Origin of the sequence: Vreelandella hamiltonii, assembly GCF_014651795.1 — a bacterium.
Lineage (GTDB): Bacteria > Pseudomonadota > Gammaproteobacteria > Pseudomonadales > Halomonadaceae > Vreelandella > Vreelandella hamiltonii.
The window spans coordinates 17,333-35,957 of record NZ_BMXO01000010.1 but is presented as its reverse complement, the minus strand read 5'-3'; the positions used below and the strand labels follow the sequence as shown (position 1 = coordinate 35,957).

Sequence of the window (18,625 nt, the reverse complement as noted above, 5' to 3'; positions counted from 1 at the left end):
TATAACCAGAACCGATCAATTCACGATGATGACCCGAAGGGGGAGCAAGGATGAATGCGAGCAAGATTCTCCAGCAGTTGATGAATCAGGCCAGTGGTGGCAAAGGCGGCCGTGGTGGCATGGACGTGCAGGGCATCATGGATGGGTTGTCGCGGCAGTTGGGCGGCAGTGGCAGCCAAGCGGCGCGCTCCGGCGGCAGCTCGGGCGGGTTCGACATGAAGAGCCTGCTGGGTGGCGGGGCCATGGGCATGCTGATTGGCTCCAAGCGAGGCCGCAGCATGGGGGGCAAAGCGCTGAAGTATGGGGCCATTGCCGGGGTGGGCGTGTTGGCCTGGAAAGCCTGGCAACGCTCCCAGGCCAACGGCGGTGCCACGGCGGCGTCGGCAGAAGGGGAGCGTGTCGAGGTACTCAGCGGTGAGTACCAGGAGCGCCGCAGCCTGGAGCTGTTGCAAGCCATGATCATGGCAGCCCGCGCCGATGGCCATATCGATGAACAGGAGCAGGCGCTGATCACTCAGCAGATCGATGCGCTGGGTGCCGACGACGAGATGCACCGCTGGGTAGAGCAGCAGCTGCGCGCCCCGCTGGACGCCAGGGCACTGGCTCGTGAAGCAGACTCCCCCCAGGCCGCCCGTGAAATGTACCTGATCAGCGTGGCGGTGACCGACGACCAGAACCCCATGGAACGCGCCTGGCTGGACCAGTTGGCCAGCGCCCTGAACCTGTCGCCCGACATGGTGGCAGAACTGGAACATCAGGCCCAGCAGGCCAGCTGATGCTCGATATCGTTGGCACTGCCAACTTGTGGTTAGCCACCGGTTTTGGGCTGGGGCTGATGCCCGTGGCCCCAGGCACGTTTGGTTCCTTGCTTGGCCTGCCGTTGGCCTGGTGGCTGTCAGGTCGCTCGACCCGTCAGCAGGTGGTCATCATCACGCTGATGCTGTTGGCTGCCGTGCCGGTGTGCCACATGGCGTCCCTGCATTTTGATGGACAGGATCATGGCAGTATCGTCGCCGATGAATATGTGGCTTTCCCCTTGGCAGTGCTGGGGCTAAAAGCTGCCCGCCATCCGCTGGTGTTGGCCTTGGCGTTCGGCGTCTACCGCTTCTTTGATGGCCTGAAACCACCGCCTATTCATCTGGCGGAACATGTTACCGGGGGAGTGGGGATCGTGCTGGATGACGTGATTGCTGCGCTGGTAAGTTGGCTGGTGGTCGCGTTGCTGGTGACGCTATGGCAGCGTCGGCAGCGGCAAATCGTTTAACATCGCTTCTCTCGACGCTAACCACCAAAAACGCCGCAGGTCGCGAAAGCGACGCTGCGGCGTTGTGCTTTTGCCTACCGGAGCAGCGTAGGCGTTCGCTATCAGCTTTGAACCACGATCACCGACTTGGCATTAACGAACTCGTGCATGCCAAAGCCGCCGTGCTCACGGCCGTAGCCTGAATCCTTCACGCCGCCAAACGGCATCTCGGGCGTGGCCACACCAAAGCCGTTGATGAACACCATGCCGGTATCGAAATACTTGCTGGCCAGCTCGGTGGCGCGTTTCACGTCCTTGGAGATGATGCCGCCGCCCAAGCCGTAGCGGCTGTCGTTGGCGATGCGCATGGCGTCGTCGTCATCCTTGGCGCGAATCAGCGCCGCCACCGGGCCAAACAGCTCGTCGTCGTAGGCGGGCTGACCGGGGGTGACGTCATCCAGCACCGTGACCGGGTAGAACGCGCCTTTGCCTTCCGGCTTTTCACCGCCGCAGAGGATTTTCGCGCCCTTGCGCACGCTCTCTTCCACCTGCTCGTGAAGGGTATCGCGCAAATCCACGCGGGCCATGGGGCCCAGGTCGCTCTCTTGCTGGCTAGGGTCGCCCGCTTTCAGGTCCTTCATGCGCGCCACGTAGCGCTCCTTGAACGCTTCGTAGTTCTTCTCGGTGACCACGAAGCGTTTGGCGGCCACGCAGGTCTGGCCGCCGTTGAATACGCGACCGGTCACGCAGGTGTCGATGGCCACGTCCAGGTCGGCGTCGTCCAGCACCAGATAAGCGTCGTTGGAGCCCAGCTCCAGCACGGTCTTTTTCAGGTGCTCGGCGGCCTTGGCGGCCACTTTGCGACCAGCGCCGTCGCTGCCGGTCAGGGTCACGCCCCGCACGGCCTTGTGGGCGATGACGTTGTCGGACACTTCATGGGAAATCACCAGAGTGCGGAAGACGTTTTCCGGCAGGCCCGCCTCACGATAGATCTTTTCCAGCAGCAGGCCGCTGCCGGTGACGTTTTCAGCGTGTTTCAGCAGCACGCCGTTGCCCGCCATGATGTTGGCGATGGAGTAGCGCACTACCTGGTAGGCAGGGAAGTTCCAGGGCTGAATGCCGTAGATCACGCCCATGGGCGAGTAGGTGACGAAACCGCGCTCGCCATTACCGGGCTGGCGCTCTTCATCGGCCAGCTTGGTGGGGCCGTGTTCGGCGGTGTAGTCACAAATGCCCACGCACAGATCCACTTCCTGACGGGCCTGATCCGGCAGCTTGCCCATCTCTTTCACCATGAGCTGGGCCAGGTCTTCCCGATGCGCTTTCAGCGCCTGGCCAATGGCCTTGACCACACGGGCGCGTTCGTCCAGAGAGGTCAGCCGCCAATCGAGAAAGGCCTCATGACAGGCCTCGACGACCTGCTGAGCCTGCTGGTCATCCATCAGTGTGTAGGATTCGAGGGTATCACCCGTGGTGGGATTGACGGTCTTGATCGTGTTGCTCATAAGATCTCCTATCTTTAGATCAACGGGACGTGAGGGGGTAGACCACATAGCGGCTAATCGTTCCTTTAGGCTTGGTACGAAAACTGCCTACGCTCGCCCATACGGCGTTAAAAATTGGCTCAAAGTACTCATTTACACCCCGTAAACTCCGTCTTTTCGCCAATTTTTGCCTTGTCTGGCCATCGCTCGACGATTTTTCGTACAAGCCTAGGCCGACTGGTCTATTCACGCTGATTTTCCACTTTAGTAGAAAAATCCCCATTTGCCCAAATTTCGCGGTCTGTTCACCCGCCCACCCTTTGGCGCTTTTTATGGCGCCAGGGAAGGGCGGTGGGCCCACACGGTATCCAGGGTGTCCAGCGCTGCCTTGATGGTGGGCTCGATGGCGCGATCCTGTCGCCAGATCAGGCTCAAGGCGCAGGGCAGGCGAACGTGCTCGGCCACTGCCAGCCCGCTCTCCTGGCGCTCGGCCATGGCCAGCGCGTCGCGGGCCAGGCTCAGGCCGACCCCGGCGCGCACCAGGTCCAGCATGCAGGCTTCCTGGTCGACCTGTGCCACTCGGTGCGGCGTGGCGCCGCTGGCAGCCAGCGCACGCTGGAGCAGGCGCGAGTGGGCAGACACGCTGGGGGTGACGATCCAGGGGAGGCTGGCCAGCGCTTCCCAGCGGGTGTCGGCCAACTTGGACTCCCAGCCCGGGGGCGCCACCACGTGGTAATGAAAGTGGGTCAGCTCACGCCAGGCCAAGGCGTCATGGGCCGGGCCTTCGCCGGGCGGTGCCAGAAAGAAGCCCACATCCAGCTCGCTGTGCACCACGTCTTCCAGCACGCTGCCGCTCATGCCGTGGTGCAGCTCCGTTTCCAGCTGGGGCGCTCGGGCCATCAGGCGGCTCAAAAAATCGCCCAGGCGGATGAATTCAGGGTCCACGATGGTGCCGATGCGCAGCTTGCCGCGAAGGGTGCTGTGCAGGGCACTGGCGCTTTGTTCGAATGCCAGCGCACTGGCCAGGGCGTTTTCGGCGGCGGGCAGCAGGGCATAGCCATCGGCAGTGAGGCGCAAGCCCTGAGGGCGGCGGGTGAACAGTGTCAGGCCAAGGTGTTGTTGAAGCTGCTTCAACTTTAGGCTGACGGCAGGCTGGGTGAGGTGCAGCTGTTCAGCGGCGCGAGACACGCTGCCGGTATGGGCAACGGCCACAAAGGCCCGTAGCGTGGCGTACTCCTGCATGGTCGATGACCTTCGTTGTCATGTTATTAGCAGAGCTTATATCCGGGTTAAAAATTACTCAATTGCTTGGCCTGTGGCGCCGGGTAGTCTAGGGCAGACTCTCCTCATCACTTAAACGATGTTTATAAAGGTAGCGACAATGACAACTCACGCCATTCACCACTTCATCAACGGCCAGCGCAGCGAAGGCACCTCTGGTACTTCCCAGGACGTTTTCAACCCGGCCACGGGTCAGGTCACCGGCCGCGTGGCACTGGCGTCGGCAGCGGATGTGGACACGGCCGTGCAGGCGGCCCAGGCGGCCTTCCCTGCCTGGGCCGACACGCCCCCCATTCGCCGCGCTCGGGTGATGTTCAAGTTTCTGGAGTTGCTCAATACACATAAGGATGCGCTGGCCGAAGCGATCACCAAAGAGCACGGCAAGGTGTTCACCGACGCCCAGGGGGAAGTGGCGCGTGGCATCGATATCGTCGAGTTTGCCTGTGGCATCCCTCAGCTGTTGAAGGGTGACTATACCGAGCAGGTGAGTACCGGCATCGACAACTGGACCGTGCGACAGCCGCTGGGCGTGGTGGCCGGGATCACCCCGTTCAACTTCCCGGCCATGGTGCCCATGTGGATGTTCCCCATCGCGATTGCCGCCGGGAATACGTTCATTCTCAAGCCCAGCCCGCTGGACCCCAGCGCTTCGCTGATGATTGCCGACCTGTTGCAGCAGGCGGGCCTGCCGGATGGCGTGTTCAACGTGGTGCAGGGCGACAAGGACTCCGTGGAAGCGCTGATCGATCATCCGGAGGTGAAGGCGCTGTCGTTCGTCGGTTCCACCCCCATTGCCAACCTGATTTACGAGCGTGGCGCGAAGCACGGCAAGCGCGTGCAGGCGCTGGGCGGCGCCAAGAACCACATGGTGGTGATGCCCGATGCCCACCTGGACAAGGCCGTCGATGCGCTGATCGGTGCCGCCTACGGCAGCGCCGGTGAGCGCTGTATGGCCATCAGCGTGGCCGTGCTGGTGGGCGACGTTGCCGATAAAGTCGTGCCGATGCTCACCGAGCGAGCCCAGGCGCTGAAGGTCAAGGATGGCATGCAGCTGGACGCCGAAATGGGCCCCATCGTGACCCGTCAGGCCCATCAGCGCATTACCGGTTACATCGAAAAGGGCGTGGCCGAGGGTGCACAGCTGATCGTCGATGGCCGTGAATTCGACGGCGCCAACGCGGGAGAAGGCTGCGCCGAGGGGTTCTGGATGGGCGGCACGCTGTTCGATCACGTGACCCCCGACATGACGATCTATAAAGAAGAGATCTTCGGCCCGGTGCTGGTGTGCGTGCGCGTGCCGGACGTGGCCACCGCCATTCAGCTGATCAACGACCATGAGTTTGGTAACGGCGTGAGCTGCTTCACCGAAAGCGGTAGCGTTGCCCGTGAGTTTGGCCGCCGTATCCAGGTGGGTATGGTCGGCATCAACGTGCCGATTCCCGTGCCCATGGCGTGGCACGGTTTCGGCGGCTGGAAGCGCTCGCTGTTTGGCGATACCCATGCCTATGGCGAAGAGGGCGTGCGCTTCTATACCAAGCAGAAGTCGATCATGCAGCGCTGGTCTGACTCCATCGACGCCGGTGCCGAATTCGTGATGCCCACGGCGAAGTAACGCCCGCTCTTCACCGGAGTCACCCGCATGTCCAACAATACAACTACCCCCATGGCGGCTCATGCCGCCATGCAATGCTTTGACTATATCGTGGTAGGCGCAGGCACTGCAGGGTGCCTGATGGCCAACCGACTGAGCGCCGACCCGAACAATCGGGTGCTGCTGATTGAAGCCGGTGGCCGAGACAACTACCACTGGATTCATATACCCGTCGGGTACCTGTATTGCATCAACAACCCGCGCACCGACTGGCTGTTTCGCACGGAGCCCGACCAGGGGTTGAACGGTCGCTCGCTGATCTACCCGCGCGGCAAGACCCTGGGCGGCTGCTCCAGTATCAACGGCATGATCTACATGCGCGGCCAGGCGCGGGATTACGACCACTGGGCGGAAGTGACCGGCAGCGATGCCTGGCGCTGGGAGAACTGCCTGCCGGACTTTATCAAACACGAAAACCACTACCGATTGGATAAAGGCAGCGACGGTGATGACACTCACCGCGCGTTTCATGGCCACGGCGGCGAGTGGCGGGTGGAGAAGCAGCGCCTGAAGTGGCAGGTGCTGGATGACTTTGCCGAAGCTGCCGTTCAGGCCGGTATTCCTCGAACCGAGGACTTCAATCGAGGCAGTAACGAAGGCGTTGCCTATTTCGAAGTCAACCAGCGCGACGGCTGGCGCTGGAACACGGCCAAGGCGTTCTTGCGCACGGCCTTGAAGCGGGACAACCTGACGCTGTGGCACTCCACCCAGGTGAATCGGCTCTGCTTCCAGCGTGATCAGGCCGTCCCCCGCTGCGAAGGAGTCGAAGTGGTGCGAGCAGGCAAGACTCTGCGCGTGCAGGCCAGCAAGGAAGTCGTGCTGTGTGCCGGCGCGATTGGCTCGCCCCACCTGCTGCAGTTATCGGGCATCGGTCCCGCCGAGCACCTTGCCGAGCATGACATCGAGGTCGTGCACGACCTGCCGGGGGTGGGCGAGAACCTGCAAGATCACCTCCAGATACGTTCGGTGTATCGTGTCAGCAATGCCAAAACGTTGAACGCCATGGCCAGCACGTTATGGGGCAAAGCCGGTATCGGATGGGAGTACCTCACGCGGCGCACGGGACCCATGAGCATGGCGCCGTCGCAGTTGGGCGCGTTCACGCGTAGTTCCGACGACCAGCCGTATCCCAATATCCAGTACCACGTGCAGCCGTTGAGTCTCGAAGCCTTTGGGCAGCCTCTGCACCCGTACCCTGCGATCACCGCCAGCGTGTGCAACTTGAACCCTACCAGCCGAGGCACCGTGCGCCTGAAAAGCGCCGACCCGCGCCAGGCACCGGCGATCGCGCCGAACTATCTGAGCACCTCCGAGGACCGCAAGGTGGCCGCCGATTCGCTGCGGGTGACGCGACGCATCGCCGAGCAGCCCGCCTTTGCCAGATACGCCCCGGAAGAGATCAAGCCGGGCGTGGAGTACCAGACCGACGAGGAGCTGGCCCGTTTGGCAGGGGATATTGGCACGACGATTTTCCATCCGGTCGGCACCACGCGGATGGGAAAAGACGACGACCCCATGGCCGTGGTGGATGCGCAATTGCGGGTTCGCGGGGTGTCTGGACTGCGGGTGGCCGACGCGGGAGTGATGCCCACCATCACCAGTGGCAACACCAATTCGCCGACGCTGATGATCGCCGAAAAGGCCGCCGGATGGATTTTGGAAGAAAATTCATTGCACTGACATTTTTTTCCATCATAGTGTTGACGTGCAGCGTCGTTAAGCGCATGCTGCATGCAGTTGGTTAGCAAGTCGAACGTAGTCAGCAGTATCGAAACGCTCTCGCGTTGAGTCTGGTGAAAGTTTCTTGTTCTACCCACTGCAACTCGGGTATTGCCCGGCTCTTCATTAAGCTAAATCGAGGATTTCGATCATGGCAACTGGTACCGTTAAGTGGTTTAACGACACTAAAGGCTTCGGCTTCATTTCTCCGGACGACAATGGCGACGACCTGTTCGCGCACTTCTCCGAAATTCAAGCTGACGGCTTCAAAACTCTGCAAGACGGCCAGAAGGTTTCCTTCGACGTCACCCAGGGTAAAAAAGGCCTTCAGGCTTCCAACATCAAAGTTCTGTAATCTGAACGAATGATGTTGTCAGGTGACCTACGGGTCAGCCTGTAAAAAAACCCCGCCTTCGTGCGGGGTTTTTTGTTTGCCACGATTTTCACCTCACCTCACCTCACCCCTCATGGGTATATTCTATTTTGTTCTTACTGTGTTTCTAAAAATAACTTTTTAGAATATTGGGCAGGCGGCACAATATCCCCAGGTTCGTTTATCAAGGATATGGGTTTATGTCGCTGGATGCCTGGATTGCCGTTGGGGTGGTGCTGACGATTTTCCCCCTCATGGCGCTGTCGCGCCTGGGCCCCGATATCATTCTATTGGGAGCCGTGGTGGTATTGATGACCCTGGGGGTCATCGACCCGCAGCAGGCGCTGGGAGGCTTCTCCAACAGCGGCCTGTTCACCGTGGCGTTCATGTACGTGCTGGTGGCCAGCATCCGTGAAACCGGCGGCATCGATTTGATCATTCGCTATGTGCTGGGTCGCCCAGCCACCGAGCGGGGCGCCCTGACCCGGCTGCTGCTGCCGGTGGCGTCGCTGAGCGGCTTTCTCAACAATACCCCGGTGGTGGCCACCTATATCCCTGCGGTGATGAGCTGGAGCCGCCGTTTGAAGCTGTCTCCCCAGCGGCTGCTGATGCCGCTGAGCTTTGCCTCCATTCTGGGCGGGACCATCACGCTGATCGGCACCAGCACCAATCTGGTGGTGCATGGGCTGCTGGTGGAGCGCTACCCGGATCTGGCCATGGGGCTGTTCGACCTGGCCTGGGTTGGCCTGCCGGTGGCTCTGGCCGGGCTTGCGTACCTGATCGTGCTGGGTCCGCGCATCCTGCCTGCCCGTAAAGGCGTCGCCAATGCTTTTGCCAACCCCAGAGAATTTACCATCGAAATGGAGGTGGACCCCACCGGCGTGCTGGTGAACCGCACCGTGGAGGAGGCGGGGCTGCGGCATCTTCAGGAGCTGTTTCTGGTCGAGATCGAGCGTGACGGTAACGTGGTCAGCGTGGTGGGGCCGGGCGAGCAGCTCAAGGGCGGTGACCGGCTGGTGTTCGTGGGCACGTCGGCGGCGGCCGTGGAGCTGCAGCAGATCCGGGGTCTGATTCCCTCCCGGGATGGCGCTTCCAGCCTGGAGAAGGAGTTCAAGGAGCGACGGTTGGTAGAAGCCGTGGTCTCCAGTCAGTGCCAGTTCATTGGCCAGCGCATTCGCGACGGACGCTTTCGAACTCTGTACGGGGCGGCGGTGCTGGCGATTTGTCGCGGCGGCGAGCGGGTGACCGGCAACCTCGGGCAGGTACGCCTGCAGCCAGCGGACGTGCTGCTGCTCGAGGCTCGCCCGCCGTTCATCGAGCGCCATCGCCAGTCCAAGGATTTCCTGCTGATCAGTGAACTCAACGGTGCGGCCAGGCCGGTGCATGAAAAGGCGCCGCTGGCTTGGGCGATTCTGCTGGGGGCGGTGATGCTGGCGACCTTTGGCGTGCTCAGCATGCTCAATGCTGCCATGCTGGGCGCTGCCATGGTGCTGCTGACCGGTTGCTGCACGGTAGGCGCGGCCAAACGGGGTCTGGATACTCAGGTTCTGCTGACCATTGCGGCCTCGTTCGGCGTGGGGGCTGCGCTGCAAACCTCTGGAGCAGCCGACGTGATGGCGGGCGGTATTCTCTCTCTGGTGGCAGGTAATCCCTGGCTACTGCTGTTGGGCACCTACTGCGTGGTGGCGCTGCTCACCGAGATGGTGACCAATAACGCGGCGGCGGTGATCATCTTTCCGGTGGTGATGGCGGCGGCCGAGAGCCTGGGCGTCAATCCCATGCCCTACGTGGTGGCCGTCATGTTTGCTGCGTCGGCCAGTTTCCTGACCCCCATTGGCTACCAGACCAATCTGATGGTGCATGGCCCAGGGGGGTATCGGCTGGGGGACTTTCTGCGCGTAGGAGGTGGATTGAACCTGCTGACCGGGGCCATTGCGGTGACGTTGATTCCATGGGTGTGGCCGTTTTAAGCGGGGAAGGACTCGCCCAACGCGTCGCTTTACGCTAGGGTGGCGCTTTTGACAGCCACCAAGGAATGCGACATGACAGCTCCAGGCGAACTGATTATCGAGCCGCAACATGGTCAACCCGCCGATGCGTGCGTGTTCATCATTCATGGACTCGGTGCCGATGGGCACGATTTCGAGCCGCTGGTGCCTGCGCTGGCCTTGCCGGAAAGCGCCCATGTGCGCTTCATCATGCCCCATGCGCCGCGCCTGCCGGTGACCATCAATGGTGGCATGGTGATGCCTGCCTGGTATGACATTCTGGCCATGGACCTGGGGCGCCGGGTCGACGAAGTGCAGCTGAAAACCTCCGCTGCGCGCATTCAGGCGCTGATTCAGGAGCAGATCGATCAAGGCATCGATAGCCAGCGCATCATCGTGGCGGGGTTCTCTCAGGGCGGCGCGGTGGCCTATCAGGCGGCCCTCTCGTTCCCCCAGCCGCTGGGCGGGTTGCTGGCGATGTCGACCTACTTTGCCACCGCCGACAGCATTGAACTTGCCGAGGCCAACCGCCATATCCCCCTTGAGGTGCATCATGGTAACTTTGACCCCATCGTGCCTGAAACGCTTGGCCGCTCTGGCGCCGAGCGTCTCAAGGCGCTCGGTTACTCGGTGAACTATCGTCAATATCCCATGGCCCACGCGCTCTGCCCGCAGCAGGTCAACGATATTGGCAGGTGGTTGAGCGAACGTCTCGCGTAGTACGGCCTCCTTTTTCGCTGGCCAATGCACAGGATAGGCGGAGGCACTTCATGATGTCGGTGGATATGTTGGAAGCTGGGCTGGCGCTTTGCCTGGTGGCAGTGGCGCTTGCCTGTCTGTTGGACCGCCATCTGCTGCGGACCTGTCGGCTGTTTTTGCTGTTCACGCTGCTGATGAGCCTGGCCTGGTGGCAGTGGCAGGCGCCCTGGTTGGGGCTGATGGAGCTGGTGCTGGGTGGCGCGCTCACCGGCGGCAGCTTCTTCTATGCCTTGAAGGCATTTCCCTCGGCTCACCCGGAGGCTGCCCACTACGACCGAGTGCAGCACGGGGCCGGGCATGTCATCAGCCGTGGGCTGCTGGCGCTGGCGTGGAGCGTGATGATCGGCGCCGCGCTGCGCTACCTCTTGCCCGACATGGCCTACTCGTTGAGCGAACACCCCTTGATGCTGGCGGCGGTCGTCATGGTCTCGGCGGCCATGGGGGCTTTTGCACTGCATCGACACTGGCTGCGTCGGCTGATGGCCTTCAACGTGCTGGGGTCGGGTGTGTTTCTGCTGTTGGCAGGCATGGTGGGCCCCTTGCCCAATGCCCAGGCGCTGATTGGCGTGGGCTTGCTGATTGCTTGGCTGGGCACCCTGCTGGGCGTGCTGTTGATACGACATCTGCTGCAGCTGGAAGGGGTGTCGGCCCTGGTCGATGAGCAGCCAGCCCCCCTGGCCCCCCGTGAGGCTTCACAATGAGCTGGCGTTTTGGCTTGCATGACAGCACTTTCGAGCCGTTGTGGTCGACCCACTGGGCGCTGCTGGTCGTTCTGCTGCTACCTGCCCTGATAGGCCTGCTGGGGGCCTGGTTGCGTCCCGCGCGCATGGTGCCCGTCCTGCTGGCCTGTACGCCGGTGCTGGTAGCAGGCCTGTGGATGGTCATGGATGCCCAGCAGGCGGGCGTGTTGCGCTGGCAATGGCAGCTGGCAGGGGTGGATCTGGCGCTGCGCTTCAGTGGCGTGAGCGGCTTAATGCTGCTGATTACCCAGTGGGTCGCGTTGGCCGCTGCGCTGTATACCCCTGGGCACTTGGCGCTTTCCCAGCCTGGCCCCCAGGGGCGCTGGCTGTGGCCGCTCATGGGCGTTCTGGTGAGCGCGCTGTCATTGATCTGGATGGCGGCCGATTTGCTGACGCTCTACGCCGCTTTGGAGCTGATGGGGCTGGCCGCCGTCGGCATGCTGCTGCTGTCGGGCAAGGGCAGTGCGCTCAAGGCCGGTATGCGCTACCTGCTGCTGGCGTTGGTGGGGTCGTTGGCGTTCCTGCTGGGCATTGCCCTGCTGCTGGGGTACTGGGGGGAACTGACGCTGATGGGCCTGGCCCAGGTGGTCGAGCCAGGCCCGGTGAGCTGGGTCGCGGCGGCACTGATGGGCGCGGGGCTAGCGCTGAAGGCTGCACTGTTTCCGCTGCATGGCTGGCTGACCCCGGTGCACGAAAACGCCTGGACGCCGGTGAGCGCACTGCACGCGGCGCTGGTCATCAAGGCCTCGCTGTTCATTCTGCTGATGGTGTGGAGCGTGCTGTTGCCCGATACCTGGCTGGCCCCGCAGTTGGTGGGCTGGCTGGGAATGGCGGCCATCCTGTGGGGCGGGCTGGTGGCATGGCGGGCAGCGTCGCTGAAAACCCTGATCGCCTCGTCCACGGTGGGCCAGCTGGGCTATTTGATGGTGGCATTTCCGCTACTGCTGGGGCCGCAAGCCTCGCCACTGCCCCAGGCGCTGGCCTGGGAGGGTTTCTGGCTACAGCTGATGGGGCACTCGCTGGCCAAGGCGGCGATGTTTCTGGCGGCCGGCAATCTGCTGCTGGCCACCGGCAAGAGCGCTCTGCAGGCGCTGGCGGGCACCAGCCGCCGATTGCCACTCTCGCTGCTGACGTTCGGCATCGCCTCCATCACGCTGATGGGCCTGCCACCCAGCAGCGGTTTCACGGCCAAGTGGCTGCTGCTGCAGGCCATGGTGCTCACTCAGCAGTGGCTTGCCGTTGCAGCATTACTGGCGGGAACGCTGCTGACCGCGGCCTACGTGTTCAGGGTCTTTCGCTACTCGTTCGATGAAACCGCACCACGCCATGACTACCAGCCGTTGGCACCGGGCATGGATGCGGTGGCACTGGCGCTCGCCCTGGCCGCGCTGCTGCTGGGTCTGTTGGCCCACTTGCCGTTGGCCCTGCTACAAGGAGGTGGCGCATGAACGCAGCCTGGTTACCGCTGACCACACTGGCGACCTCTCTGCTGGCCGCCGTGGCCATTTTTGCGCTACCCGAAGAGGCGCGGCGCTGGCGTACCGGTATCAACCTGCTGGCGGCGGTCAGCAAGATCGTGCTGGTCGTGCTGATGGTCGGGCGCGTGGCGGAAGGCTACGAGGACACGTTCAGCTTCCAGATTGTCGAAGGCGTCGATTTCGTGCTGCGCGCCGATGCGCTGGGCGTGATGTTTGCCGGGCTCTCATCGCTGCTTTGGCTGTGCACCACGGTGTATGCCATTGGCTACCTGGAGCATGCGGCCAACCGCAAACGCTTCTTTGGCTTTTTCAGCCTCTGCGTGGCCAGCACGCTGGGCATTGCGCTCTCCGGTAACCTGTTTACCTTCCTGATCTTCTATGAACTGTTGACGCTGTCGACTTACCCGCTGGTAGTGCATTCGGGCACCGCCAAGGCGCTGGCGGCAGGGCGCGTGTATTTGCGTTACACCCTGACCGGCGGGGTCGTGCTGTTGTTGGGGGTCGTGCTGCTGTATAGCCTGACAGGCGACCACTCCTTTGCCTCCGAGCGGGGGCTGTCGCCTTACCTGACCGACCACCGTGGCCTACTGACGCTGATCTTCGCGCTGCTGGTCGGCGGCCTGGCGGTCAAGGCGGCCATGGTGCCGCTGCATGGCTGGCTGCCCAGAGCCATGGTGGCGCCTGCGCCGGTGAGCGCGCTGTTGCATGCCGTGGCGGTGGTCAAGGCGGGGGCCTTCGGCATTCTCCGCGTGATCTATGACCTCTACGGTATCGAGCTGAGCGTCGAACTGGGGGTGACCACGGCCTTGGCCATCGCGGCCTCCATCACCATCATCTACGGCTCGCTGAGGGCCATCGCCCAGCAGGAGCTCAAGCCACGACTGGCCTTCTCGACCATCAGTCAGGTGTCGTATGTGATTCTGGGGGTCAGCCTGTTTGGGCCTTTCGGCACTATCGGTGCGCTCGCCCATCTGCTCCACCAGGGGCTGATGAAGGTCACGCTGTTTTTCTGCGCGGGCAACTACGCCGAAGAGCTGGGCATTCATCGCATCGATGAAATGGACGGTGCTGGCAAGCGCATGCCGCTGACCAGCCTGGCCTTCACAGTAGGGGCACTGGGCATGATCGGGCTGCCGCCCATCGCGGGGTTCATCACCAAGTGGTACCTGGGCATTGGCGCCATTCAGGCCGAGATGTATTGGGTGGTGGCGGTACTGGTGACCAGCAGCACGCTGAACGCCATTTACTTCCTGCCGATCCTGCATCGACTCTGGTTCCGGCAGGGGCCCGGTCACGGGGTGGGTGCGTGGCCCAACGAGCAGCGTCTGGGGCGCCTGGAAACCCATGGCTGGCTGTTGTGGCCAGCCGTGTTTACCGCGCTGGCCAGCCTGGGGGCCGGGTTGCTGGCAGGCTTGCCGTTTAGCCCTCTGGACTGGGCAACGCGGGTGGCGGTAGGGGAGTATCTACCATGATGACGACACTGCTGCTGGTCGTGGCCTTGCTCTGGCCGCTGTGCGTGGCTGCCGGGGCGGTATGGCATGCCTACCGCACCCCGTCAGCGCAGCGGCGCTACTGTTCGTGGCTGTGGGTCAGCGCCGCCTGGCCTGCGTTACTGCTGGCTTATATGGGTGAAGGCCGTTGGCTGCTGGAAGCCTGGATGCTGGGGGGCTGGTGGGAGCTGAATGCGCTCAGCCGCCCCTGGCTGGCCTTCAGCGCGCTGCTATGGAGCCTGGCGGCGCTGCATGCCCGGGGCTACTTTGCCGCCGAAGAAGCCTTGGCCCGAGGGGGCGATGACGACGCCCAGCGGCGCTTGCAGCGGTTGACGCTGCTGTGGCCATTGGCGCTGCTAGGCAACGTCCTGCTGATCCTTTCCCAGGACATTGCCAGTTTTTACCTGGGCTTTGCGCTCATGACCTTTGCCGCTTACGCGCTGGTGGTGCATAGCGGCAGCGCCGAGGCGCGGCTGGGGGCTCGGGCCTACCTGATCCTCGCCGTGCTGGGCGAAGGGCTGATTCTGGGGGGGCTGCTATGGGCGGCTGGCTCCATCGACACCTTGACCCTGGAGGGCGTTCGCGAGGCCATTGCTCGCTCGGAGCACGGCGCCTGGATGGCACTGCTGCTATGGCTGGGGTTTGGCGTCAAGGCCGGGGTGGTGGGGCTGCATGTGTGGCTACCGCTGGCCCACCCGGTTGCTCCTGCGCCTGCCAGCGCGGTGCTCAGTGGCGCCATGATCAAGGCCGGGCTATTGGGCTGGCTGAACGTGCTGCCCTTGGGCGAGTCGGGTCTGGCACCTGAACTGGTACTGCTGGGCCAGACCATGATGGCGCTGGGGCTGGCCGCCGCGTTTGGGGCTGCCCTGTATGGTGTGTGGCAGCGTCACCCCAAGGCCGTGCTGGCCTATTCGAGTATCAGCCAGATGGGTATGCTGACGGCGCTGGTAGGCACCGGGTTGACGGTGCCTCAGGCGTGGCTACTGCTGCTGCCCGGGCTGGTGCTGTTTGCGGCCCATCATGCGCTGGCCAAAGGGGCGCTGTTCATGGGAACCAGCGTCAGCGAACACATGCCCCGCTGGCGTGTACCGCTGCTGTTTGCGCTGATGGCGCTGCCGGGCGTATCGCTGACAGGTGCCCTGGCAGCCGGGCTGGTCAGCAAGTGGGGAGTCAAGTCAGTGCTTTACGATGCCCAGTTGACCACGCTGGTGCTGTTGCTGACCTGGGCGGCCGTGGGCACCTCGCTGCTGGTGAGCGTTTGCCTGTGGCGGCAGTGGCAGCTGCGCAAGAGTGGTGGCAGCCACCCCATGCAGTGGGGCGCCTGGTTGGCCGCCGTGGTGGCCGCGCTGGCCACACCGCTTTGGTTGCCGCTGCCCGGTGCCGAGGTGCCGCCGTTGGCTGAGTGGGCCGGTATCGTCTGGCCTTTCCCGGTGGGGCTGTTGGCGTTGGTGGTGGTGCTCTCCCTGCGCCAGCGTGTGAAAGTTTCTCCACCGCCAGCGGGCGATCTATGGTGGCTATACGCGCTGCTGGCAGGGCATGCCCTGCAGGGCTGCCAGCGCTTCAGTGATGGCCTGGGGCGTATCAAGGCTGCGTCGGTGGCTCGCAGTCTGGCTTTCGAGCGCGCGGTCATGCAGCTGCTCGGGCAAGGCCTGGGGGCAGAGCCCTGGCTGCGTCGGCACGGTAGCGGGTTGATGATGGCCATGGCCGTGCTGCTGGCGCTACTGCTGATGTGGGAGGGACTGGCATGAGCAAGCCGCAGGCGGGATCGCAAGCGTACCAGAATGAGCGAGGGCGTCAGGCCGTGACGCCGGATGACATACCCCGACAGGGCTGGCTGGATATCGGCTGGCGCGTGTTGAGGGCGGCCCGCCGAGACCGGGTGACCATGTACGCTGCCTGCGTGGCGTTCTACGCCCTGCTGGCGCTGTTCCCCACCATCGCCGCAGTGATTTCCATCTGGGGGCTGCTGTTCGACCCGGTAGAAGCAGGGCGGCAGCTCTATGAAATCAGCCGTTTCATGCCGCCCGATGCGGCCAACCTGATCGACCAGCAGGCCCAGGACGTGGTGGAAAGTGCCCAGCGTGGCAACGTCATGGCCGCCCTGGCAGGATTGTTGGTGGCCATGTACATCGCTTCCAAAGGGGTGTCGGCACTGGTGGTGGGGCTCAACGTGGTTTACGGCGAGCGTGAGAAGCGGCCCGCACTGTTACGCCTGGTCGTGCTGGTGGCGCTGACGTTCGGGCTCATCGGCATGACGCTGGTGTCGCTGGGGTTCATTGCCGTGGTGCCCATGCTGGTGGAGTGGCTGATGGTGGAACCGCCCTTTGACAGGCTACTGCAGTGGCTGCGCTGGCCAGCGCTGCTGGTGCTGATGAGCCTGCTGATTGCGCTGCTGTATCGCTTTGCACCGTACCGTCGCGCGGCCAAGTGGCGCTGGCTGAGCTACGGCACGCTGCTGGCTACCGTTACGTGGCTGCTGGGATCTGGAGGGTTGTCGCTTTACGTGCGCTACTTCTCCACGTTCAGCGAGCTCTACGGTTCACTGGGCGCCGTAGTGGCGCTGATGATGTGGTTCTGGATGTCGGCTTTCGTGGTGCTGCTGGGGGCCGAGATCAACTGCGAGATGGAGCGCCAGACCTACCAGGACACCACCACTGGCGAGCCGCGCCCGCTGGGTGAAAGAGACGCCTTTGCCGCGGATACGGTGGGCGTGAAGACCCCCTGGCAGGATCGCGACTCTCAGGATTGAGCAGCGGCGACCGCCCAGCCAGGCTGGGCGGTCGTGGGTTGGAGGGTGGGTGGGGACGTTAGCGGCTGTTCAAAGCAGCTCTTCTGCTGCCAGTGCCAGCCGTGAGCGCTCGACGCTTTTCAGCGTTATGTGACCTGCATGGGGCCAATCCCGGAACCGCTCCACCACGGCGGCCATGCCGCAGGTATTGGCGGTCAGGTAGGGGGTGTCGATCTGTCCCACGTTGCCGAGGCAGACGATCTTGGTGTTACGCCCTGCCCGCGTCACCAGCGACTTGAGCTGCTTGGGCGTGAAGTTTTGCGCCTCGTCGATGATCAGAAACGTATCGTTGAGCGTGCGCCCGCGCATGAAGCTGGGCGAGCGGATCTGCACTCGCGAGCCGATCAGCTGCCGCGTGGCACCGTTGTCCCAGCTCGACTCTCCCTCCTCGTTGCGCAGCAGGTTATCCATATTGTCATGGAAGGCCCCCATCCACGGCGACATCTTTTCCTCTTCCGTGCCCGGCAGAAAGCCGATGTCTTCGCCCATGGGAATGGGGGCTCGAGTGAACACGATGCGCTCGAAGTGTTTGCTGTCCAGGGTCTGCTGAAACGCGGCGGCCAGGGTCATGAAGGTTTTACCGGTGCCCGCATTACCGGCAATGGTCACCAGGTCGATCTCGGGGTCCATGAGCAGGTTGAGGGTGAAGTTCTGGCGGCTGTCATGGGCGTGCACCCCCCAGACGCCCGCGTGGTGGCGGTAGTTGGTGAGCAGCTGCAAGCGGGCAGAGGAGGGCGATAGCTCCCGAACGATGGCTTCGAATTCCGCGCCGTTTTCGCTATCCGACACCAGCATGCCGACATGCCAGTCCCGGGGCATGGTGCCGCTGAGCTGGTAGAAAGTGTGGTGCGCGACGCGCTCGACATTGACCTCCACGTTGAGACTTTCCCAAAGAGAGGCACCGCCCAAGCCTGCGGCCTCGTACACCTTGGCCCCTTCGATCATCGCATCGCTGTCGGAGAAGGCGCGGTCGTTGAGGTAGTCCTCGACGGGGACCTTCAGCGCGGCAGCCTTGACGCGAAGATTGATGTCCTTGGTGATCAGAATCACCGAGGCATCTGGGCGCTCGTCACGCAGGCGGCAGGTCTCTGCCAGGATGCGGTTGTCGGGACTGTCATCCAGCGCGTCGAACGGCTTCAGGTCGTTGTAGCATAAAAAGTGCAGCCGACCGGACTCCCCGCTGATACGCGGAATGGGGATGCCTTTCTGGATTTCATCGAAGGTGACCTGATTGGTCAGGTCGGACAGGGTGCGGCTGATCTGGCGAGCGGTGCGGGCAATTTCACGGATGCCGTTCTTGTGCTTGTCCAGCTCTTCAAGCACGGTCATGGGGATGACCACATCGTGCTCATCGAAATGATAGAGCGCGGCGGGGTCGTGAATCAGGACGTTGGTATCCAGCACATACAGCCTGGTGGCTTTCTTATCGAGTCGTACCATCGCGGAAACTACTCCTTGGTTGACGGCAATACCGACACTGGCAGATGCTCTTTACGCTTGGATGACACTTACCTGTGCCGCTTCGCTAGCGTGTCCTGCTCCTCCTTGTTAAGTACTTGCTTATAGCGTGGAAGGCTTTGGCCATTTTCGCCACCGCGTTATTTCAACGCAGTCATTGATCCATATTGCGA

At 62.9% G+C, this 18,625-nt stretch carries 15 protein-coding genes; 12 read left to right on the top strand and 3 right to left on the bottom strand.

The features are described 5' to 3' along the window. Positions 1 to 50 precede the first annotated feature (50 nt). Positions 51 to 776, top strand: a complete 726-nt coding sequence (locus IE061_RS11175; protein ID WP_039175704.1) for a tellurite resistance TerB family protein — start codon at positions 51 to 53, stop codon at positions 774 to 776. 8 nt (positions 777 to 784) lie between these two features. After that, on the top strand, positions 785 to 1,264 hold the full coding sequence (locus IE061_RS11170; protein ID WP_373294976.1) for a phosphatidylglycerophosphatase A family protein: 480 nt from the start codon (positions 785 to 787) through the stop codon (positions 1,262 to 1,264). Positions 1,265 to 1,365: 101 nt separating this feature from the next. On the opposite strand, the gene IE061_RS11165 is transcribed toward IE061_RS11170, so the two are convergent. Together IE061_RS11165 and IE061_RS11160 are read right to left on the bottom strand one after the other, a co-directional pair. Next, entirely contained in the window at positions 1,366 to 2,748 is a 1,383-nt protein-coding gene (locus IE061_RS11165) for an NAD-dependent succinate-semialdehyde dehydrogenase (RefSeq protein WP_039175708.1), read from the bottom strand. Between the two features lie 309 nt (positions 2,749 to 3,057). Beyond that, entirely contained in the window at positions 3,058 to 3,969 is a 912-nt protein-coding gene (locus IE061_RS11160; RefSeq protein WP_039175710.1) for a LysR family transcriptional regulator, read from the bottom strand. Between the two features lie 139 nt (positions 3,970 to 4,108). Between IE061_RS11160 and IE061_RS11155 the strand changes: the two genes are divergently transcribed. From IE061_RS11155 to IE061_RS11110, 10 genes are all read left to right on the top strand, one after another. Next, positions 4,109 to 5,620, top strand: a complete 1,512-nt coding sequence (locus IE061_RS11155; RefSeq protein ID WP_039175712.1) for a CoA-acylating methylmalonate-semialdehyde dehydrogenase — start codon at positions 4,109 to 4,111, stop codon at positions 5,618 to 5,620. A gap of 51 nt (positions 5,621 to 5,671) precedes the next feature. Further along, a complete protein-coding gene (locus IE061_RS11150) occupies positions 5,672 to 7,339 on the top strand; it encodes a GMC family oxidoreductase (protein WP_039176070.1) in 1,668 nt (555 codons plus the stop codon). Positions 7,340 to 7,529: 190 nt separating this feature from the next. Then, on the top strand, positions 7,530 to 7,733 hold the full coding sequence (locus IE061_RS11145) for a cold-shock protein (RefSeq protein ID WP_009101184.1): 204 nt from the start codon (positions 7,530 to 7,532) through the stop codon (positions 7,731 to 7,733). A 218-nt stretch (positions 7,734 to 7,951) separates the two neighbouring features. Beyond that, positions 7,952 to 9,721, top strand: coding sequence for an SLC13 family permease (locus tag IE061_RS11140; RefSeq protein WP_039175717.1), 1,770 nt, complete (start codon positions 7,952 to 7,954; stop codon positions 9,719 to 9,721). A 72-nt stretch (positions 9,722 to 9,793) separates the two neighbouring features. After that, positions 9,794 to 10,459: an alpha/beta hydrolase gene (locus IE061_RS11135; RefSeq protein ID WP_039175719.1), complete on the top strand. Its 666-nt coding sequence runs from the start codon at positions 9,794 to 9,796 to the stop codon at positions 10,457 to 10,459. Positions 10,460 to 10,509: 50 nt separating this feature from the next. Then, a complete protein-coding gene (locus IE061_RS11130; protein WP_039175721.1) occupies positions 10,510 to 11,199 on the top strand; it encodes a hypothetical protein in 690 nt (229 codons plus the stop codon). Then, complete coding sequence (locus IE061_RS11125; protein ID WP_052196325.1) at positions 11,196 to 12,686, top strand: complex I subunit 5 family protein; 1,491 nt, start codon at positions 11,196 to 11,198, stop codon at positions 12,684 to 12,686. The genes IE061_RS11130 and IE061_RS11125 overlap by 4 nt, the downstream gene beginning before the upstream one ends. Continuing rightward, a complete protein-coding gene (locus IE061_RS11120) occupies positions 12,683 to 14,188 on the top strand; it encodes a complex I subunit 5 family protein (RefSeq protein WP_016916385.1) in 1,506 nt (501 codons plus the stop codon). The genes IE061_RS11125 and IE061_RS11120 overlap by 4 nt, the downstream gene beginning before the upstream one ends. After that, complete coding sequence (locus tag IE061_RS11115; RefSeq protein WP_230478442.1) at positions 14,185 to 15,954, top strand: proton-conducting transporter transmembrane domain-containing protein; 1,770 nt, start codon at positions 14,185 to 14,187, stop codon at positions 15,952 to 15,954. The genes IE061_RS11120 and IE061_RS11115 overlap by 4 nt, the downstream gene beginning before the upstream one ends. Beyond that, on the top strand, positions 15,951 to 16,955 hold the full coding sequence (locus IE061_RS11110) for a YihY/virulence factor BrkB family protein (RefSeq protein ID WP_193461624.1): 1,005 nt from the start codon (positions 15,951 to 15,953) through the stop codon (positions 16,953 to 16,955). The genes IE061_RS11115 and IE061_RS11110 overlap by 4 nt, the downstream gene beginning before the upstream one ends. 69 nt (positions 16,956 to 17,024) lie before the next feature. Here IE061_RS11110 and IE061_RS11105 read toward each other — a convergent pair whose 3' ends face one another. Then, a complete protein-coding gene (locus tag IE061_RS11105) occupies positions 17,025 to 18,434 on the bottom strand; it encodes a PhoH family protein (protein ID WP_016916388.1) in 1,410 nt (469 codons plus the stop codon). Between the last annotated feature and the right edge of the window lie 191 nt (positions 18,435 to 18,625).

Coding starts and splice junctions, on each gene's coding strand:
- IE061_RS11110 (WP_193461624.1), top strand. CDS start 15,951: ATGAGCAAGCCGCAGGCGGGATCGCAAGCGTACCAGAATGAGCGAGGG.
- IE061_RS11105 (WP_016916388.1), bottom strand. CDS start 18,434: ATGGTACGACTCGATAAGAAAGCCACCAGGCTGTATGTGCTGGATACC.
- IE061_RS11115 (WP_230478442.1), top strand. CDS start 14,185: ATGATGACGACACTGCTGCTGGTCGTGGCCTTGCTCTGGCCGCTGTGC.
- IE061_RS11120 (WP_016916385.1), top strand. CDS start 12,683: ATGAACGCAGCCTGGTTACCGCTGACCACACTGGCGACCTCTCTGCTG.
- IE061_RS11135 (WP_039175719.1), top strand. CDS start 9,794: ATGACAGCTCCAGGCGAACTGATTATCGAGCCGCAACATGGTCAACCC.
- IE061_RS11175 (WP_039175704.1), top strand. CDS start 51: ATGAATGCGAGCAAGATTCTCCAGCAGTTGATGAATCAGGCCAGTGGT.
- IE061_RS11140 (WP_039175717.1), top strand. CDS start 7,952: ATGTCGCTGGATGCCTGGATTGCCGTTGGGGTGGTGCTGACGATTTTC.
- IE061_RS11150 (WP_039176070.1), top strand. CDS start 5,672: ATGGCGGCTCATGCCGCCATGCAATGCTTTGACTATATCGTGGTAGGC.
- IE061_RS11130 (WP_039175721.1), top strand. CDS start 10,510: ATGATGTCGGTGGATATGTTGGAAGCTGGGCTGGCGCTTTGCCTGGTG.
- IE061_RS11125 (WP_052196325.1), top strand. CDS start 11,196: ATGAGCTGGCGTTTTGGCTTGCATGACAGCACTTTCGAGCCGTTGTGG.
- IE061_RS11155 (WP_039175712.1), top strand. CDS start 4,109: ATGACAACTCACGCCATTCACCACTTCATCAACGGCCAGCGCAGCGAA.
- IE061_RS11160 (WP_039175710.1), bottom strand. CDS start 3,969: ATGCAGGAGTACGCCACGCTACGGGCCTTTGTGGCCGTTGCCCATACC.
- IE061_RS11145 (WP_009101184.1), top strand. CDS start 7,530: ATGGCAACTGGTACCGTTAAGTGGTTTAACGACACTAAAGGCTTCGGC.
- IE061_RS11165 (WP_039175708.1), bottom strand. CDS start 2,748: ATGAGCAACACGATCAAGACCGTCAATCCCACCACGGGTGATACCCTC.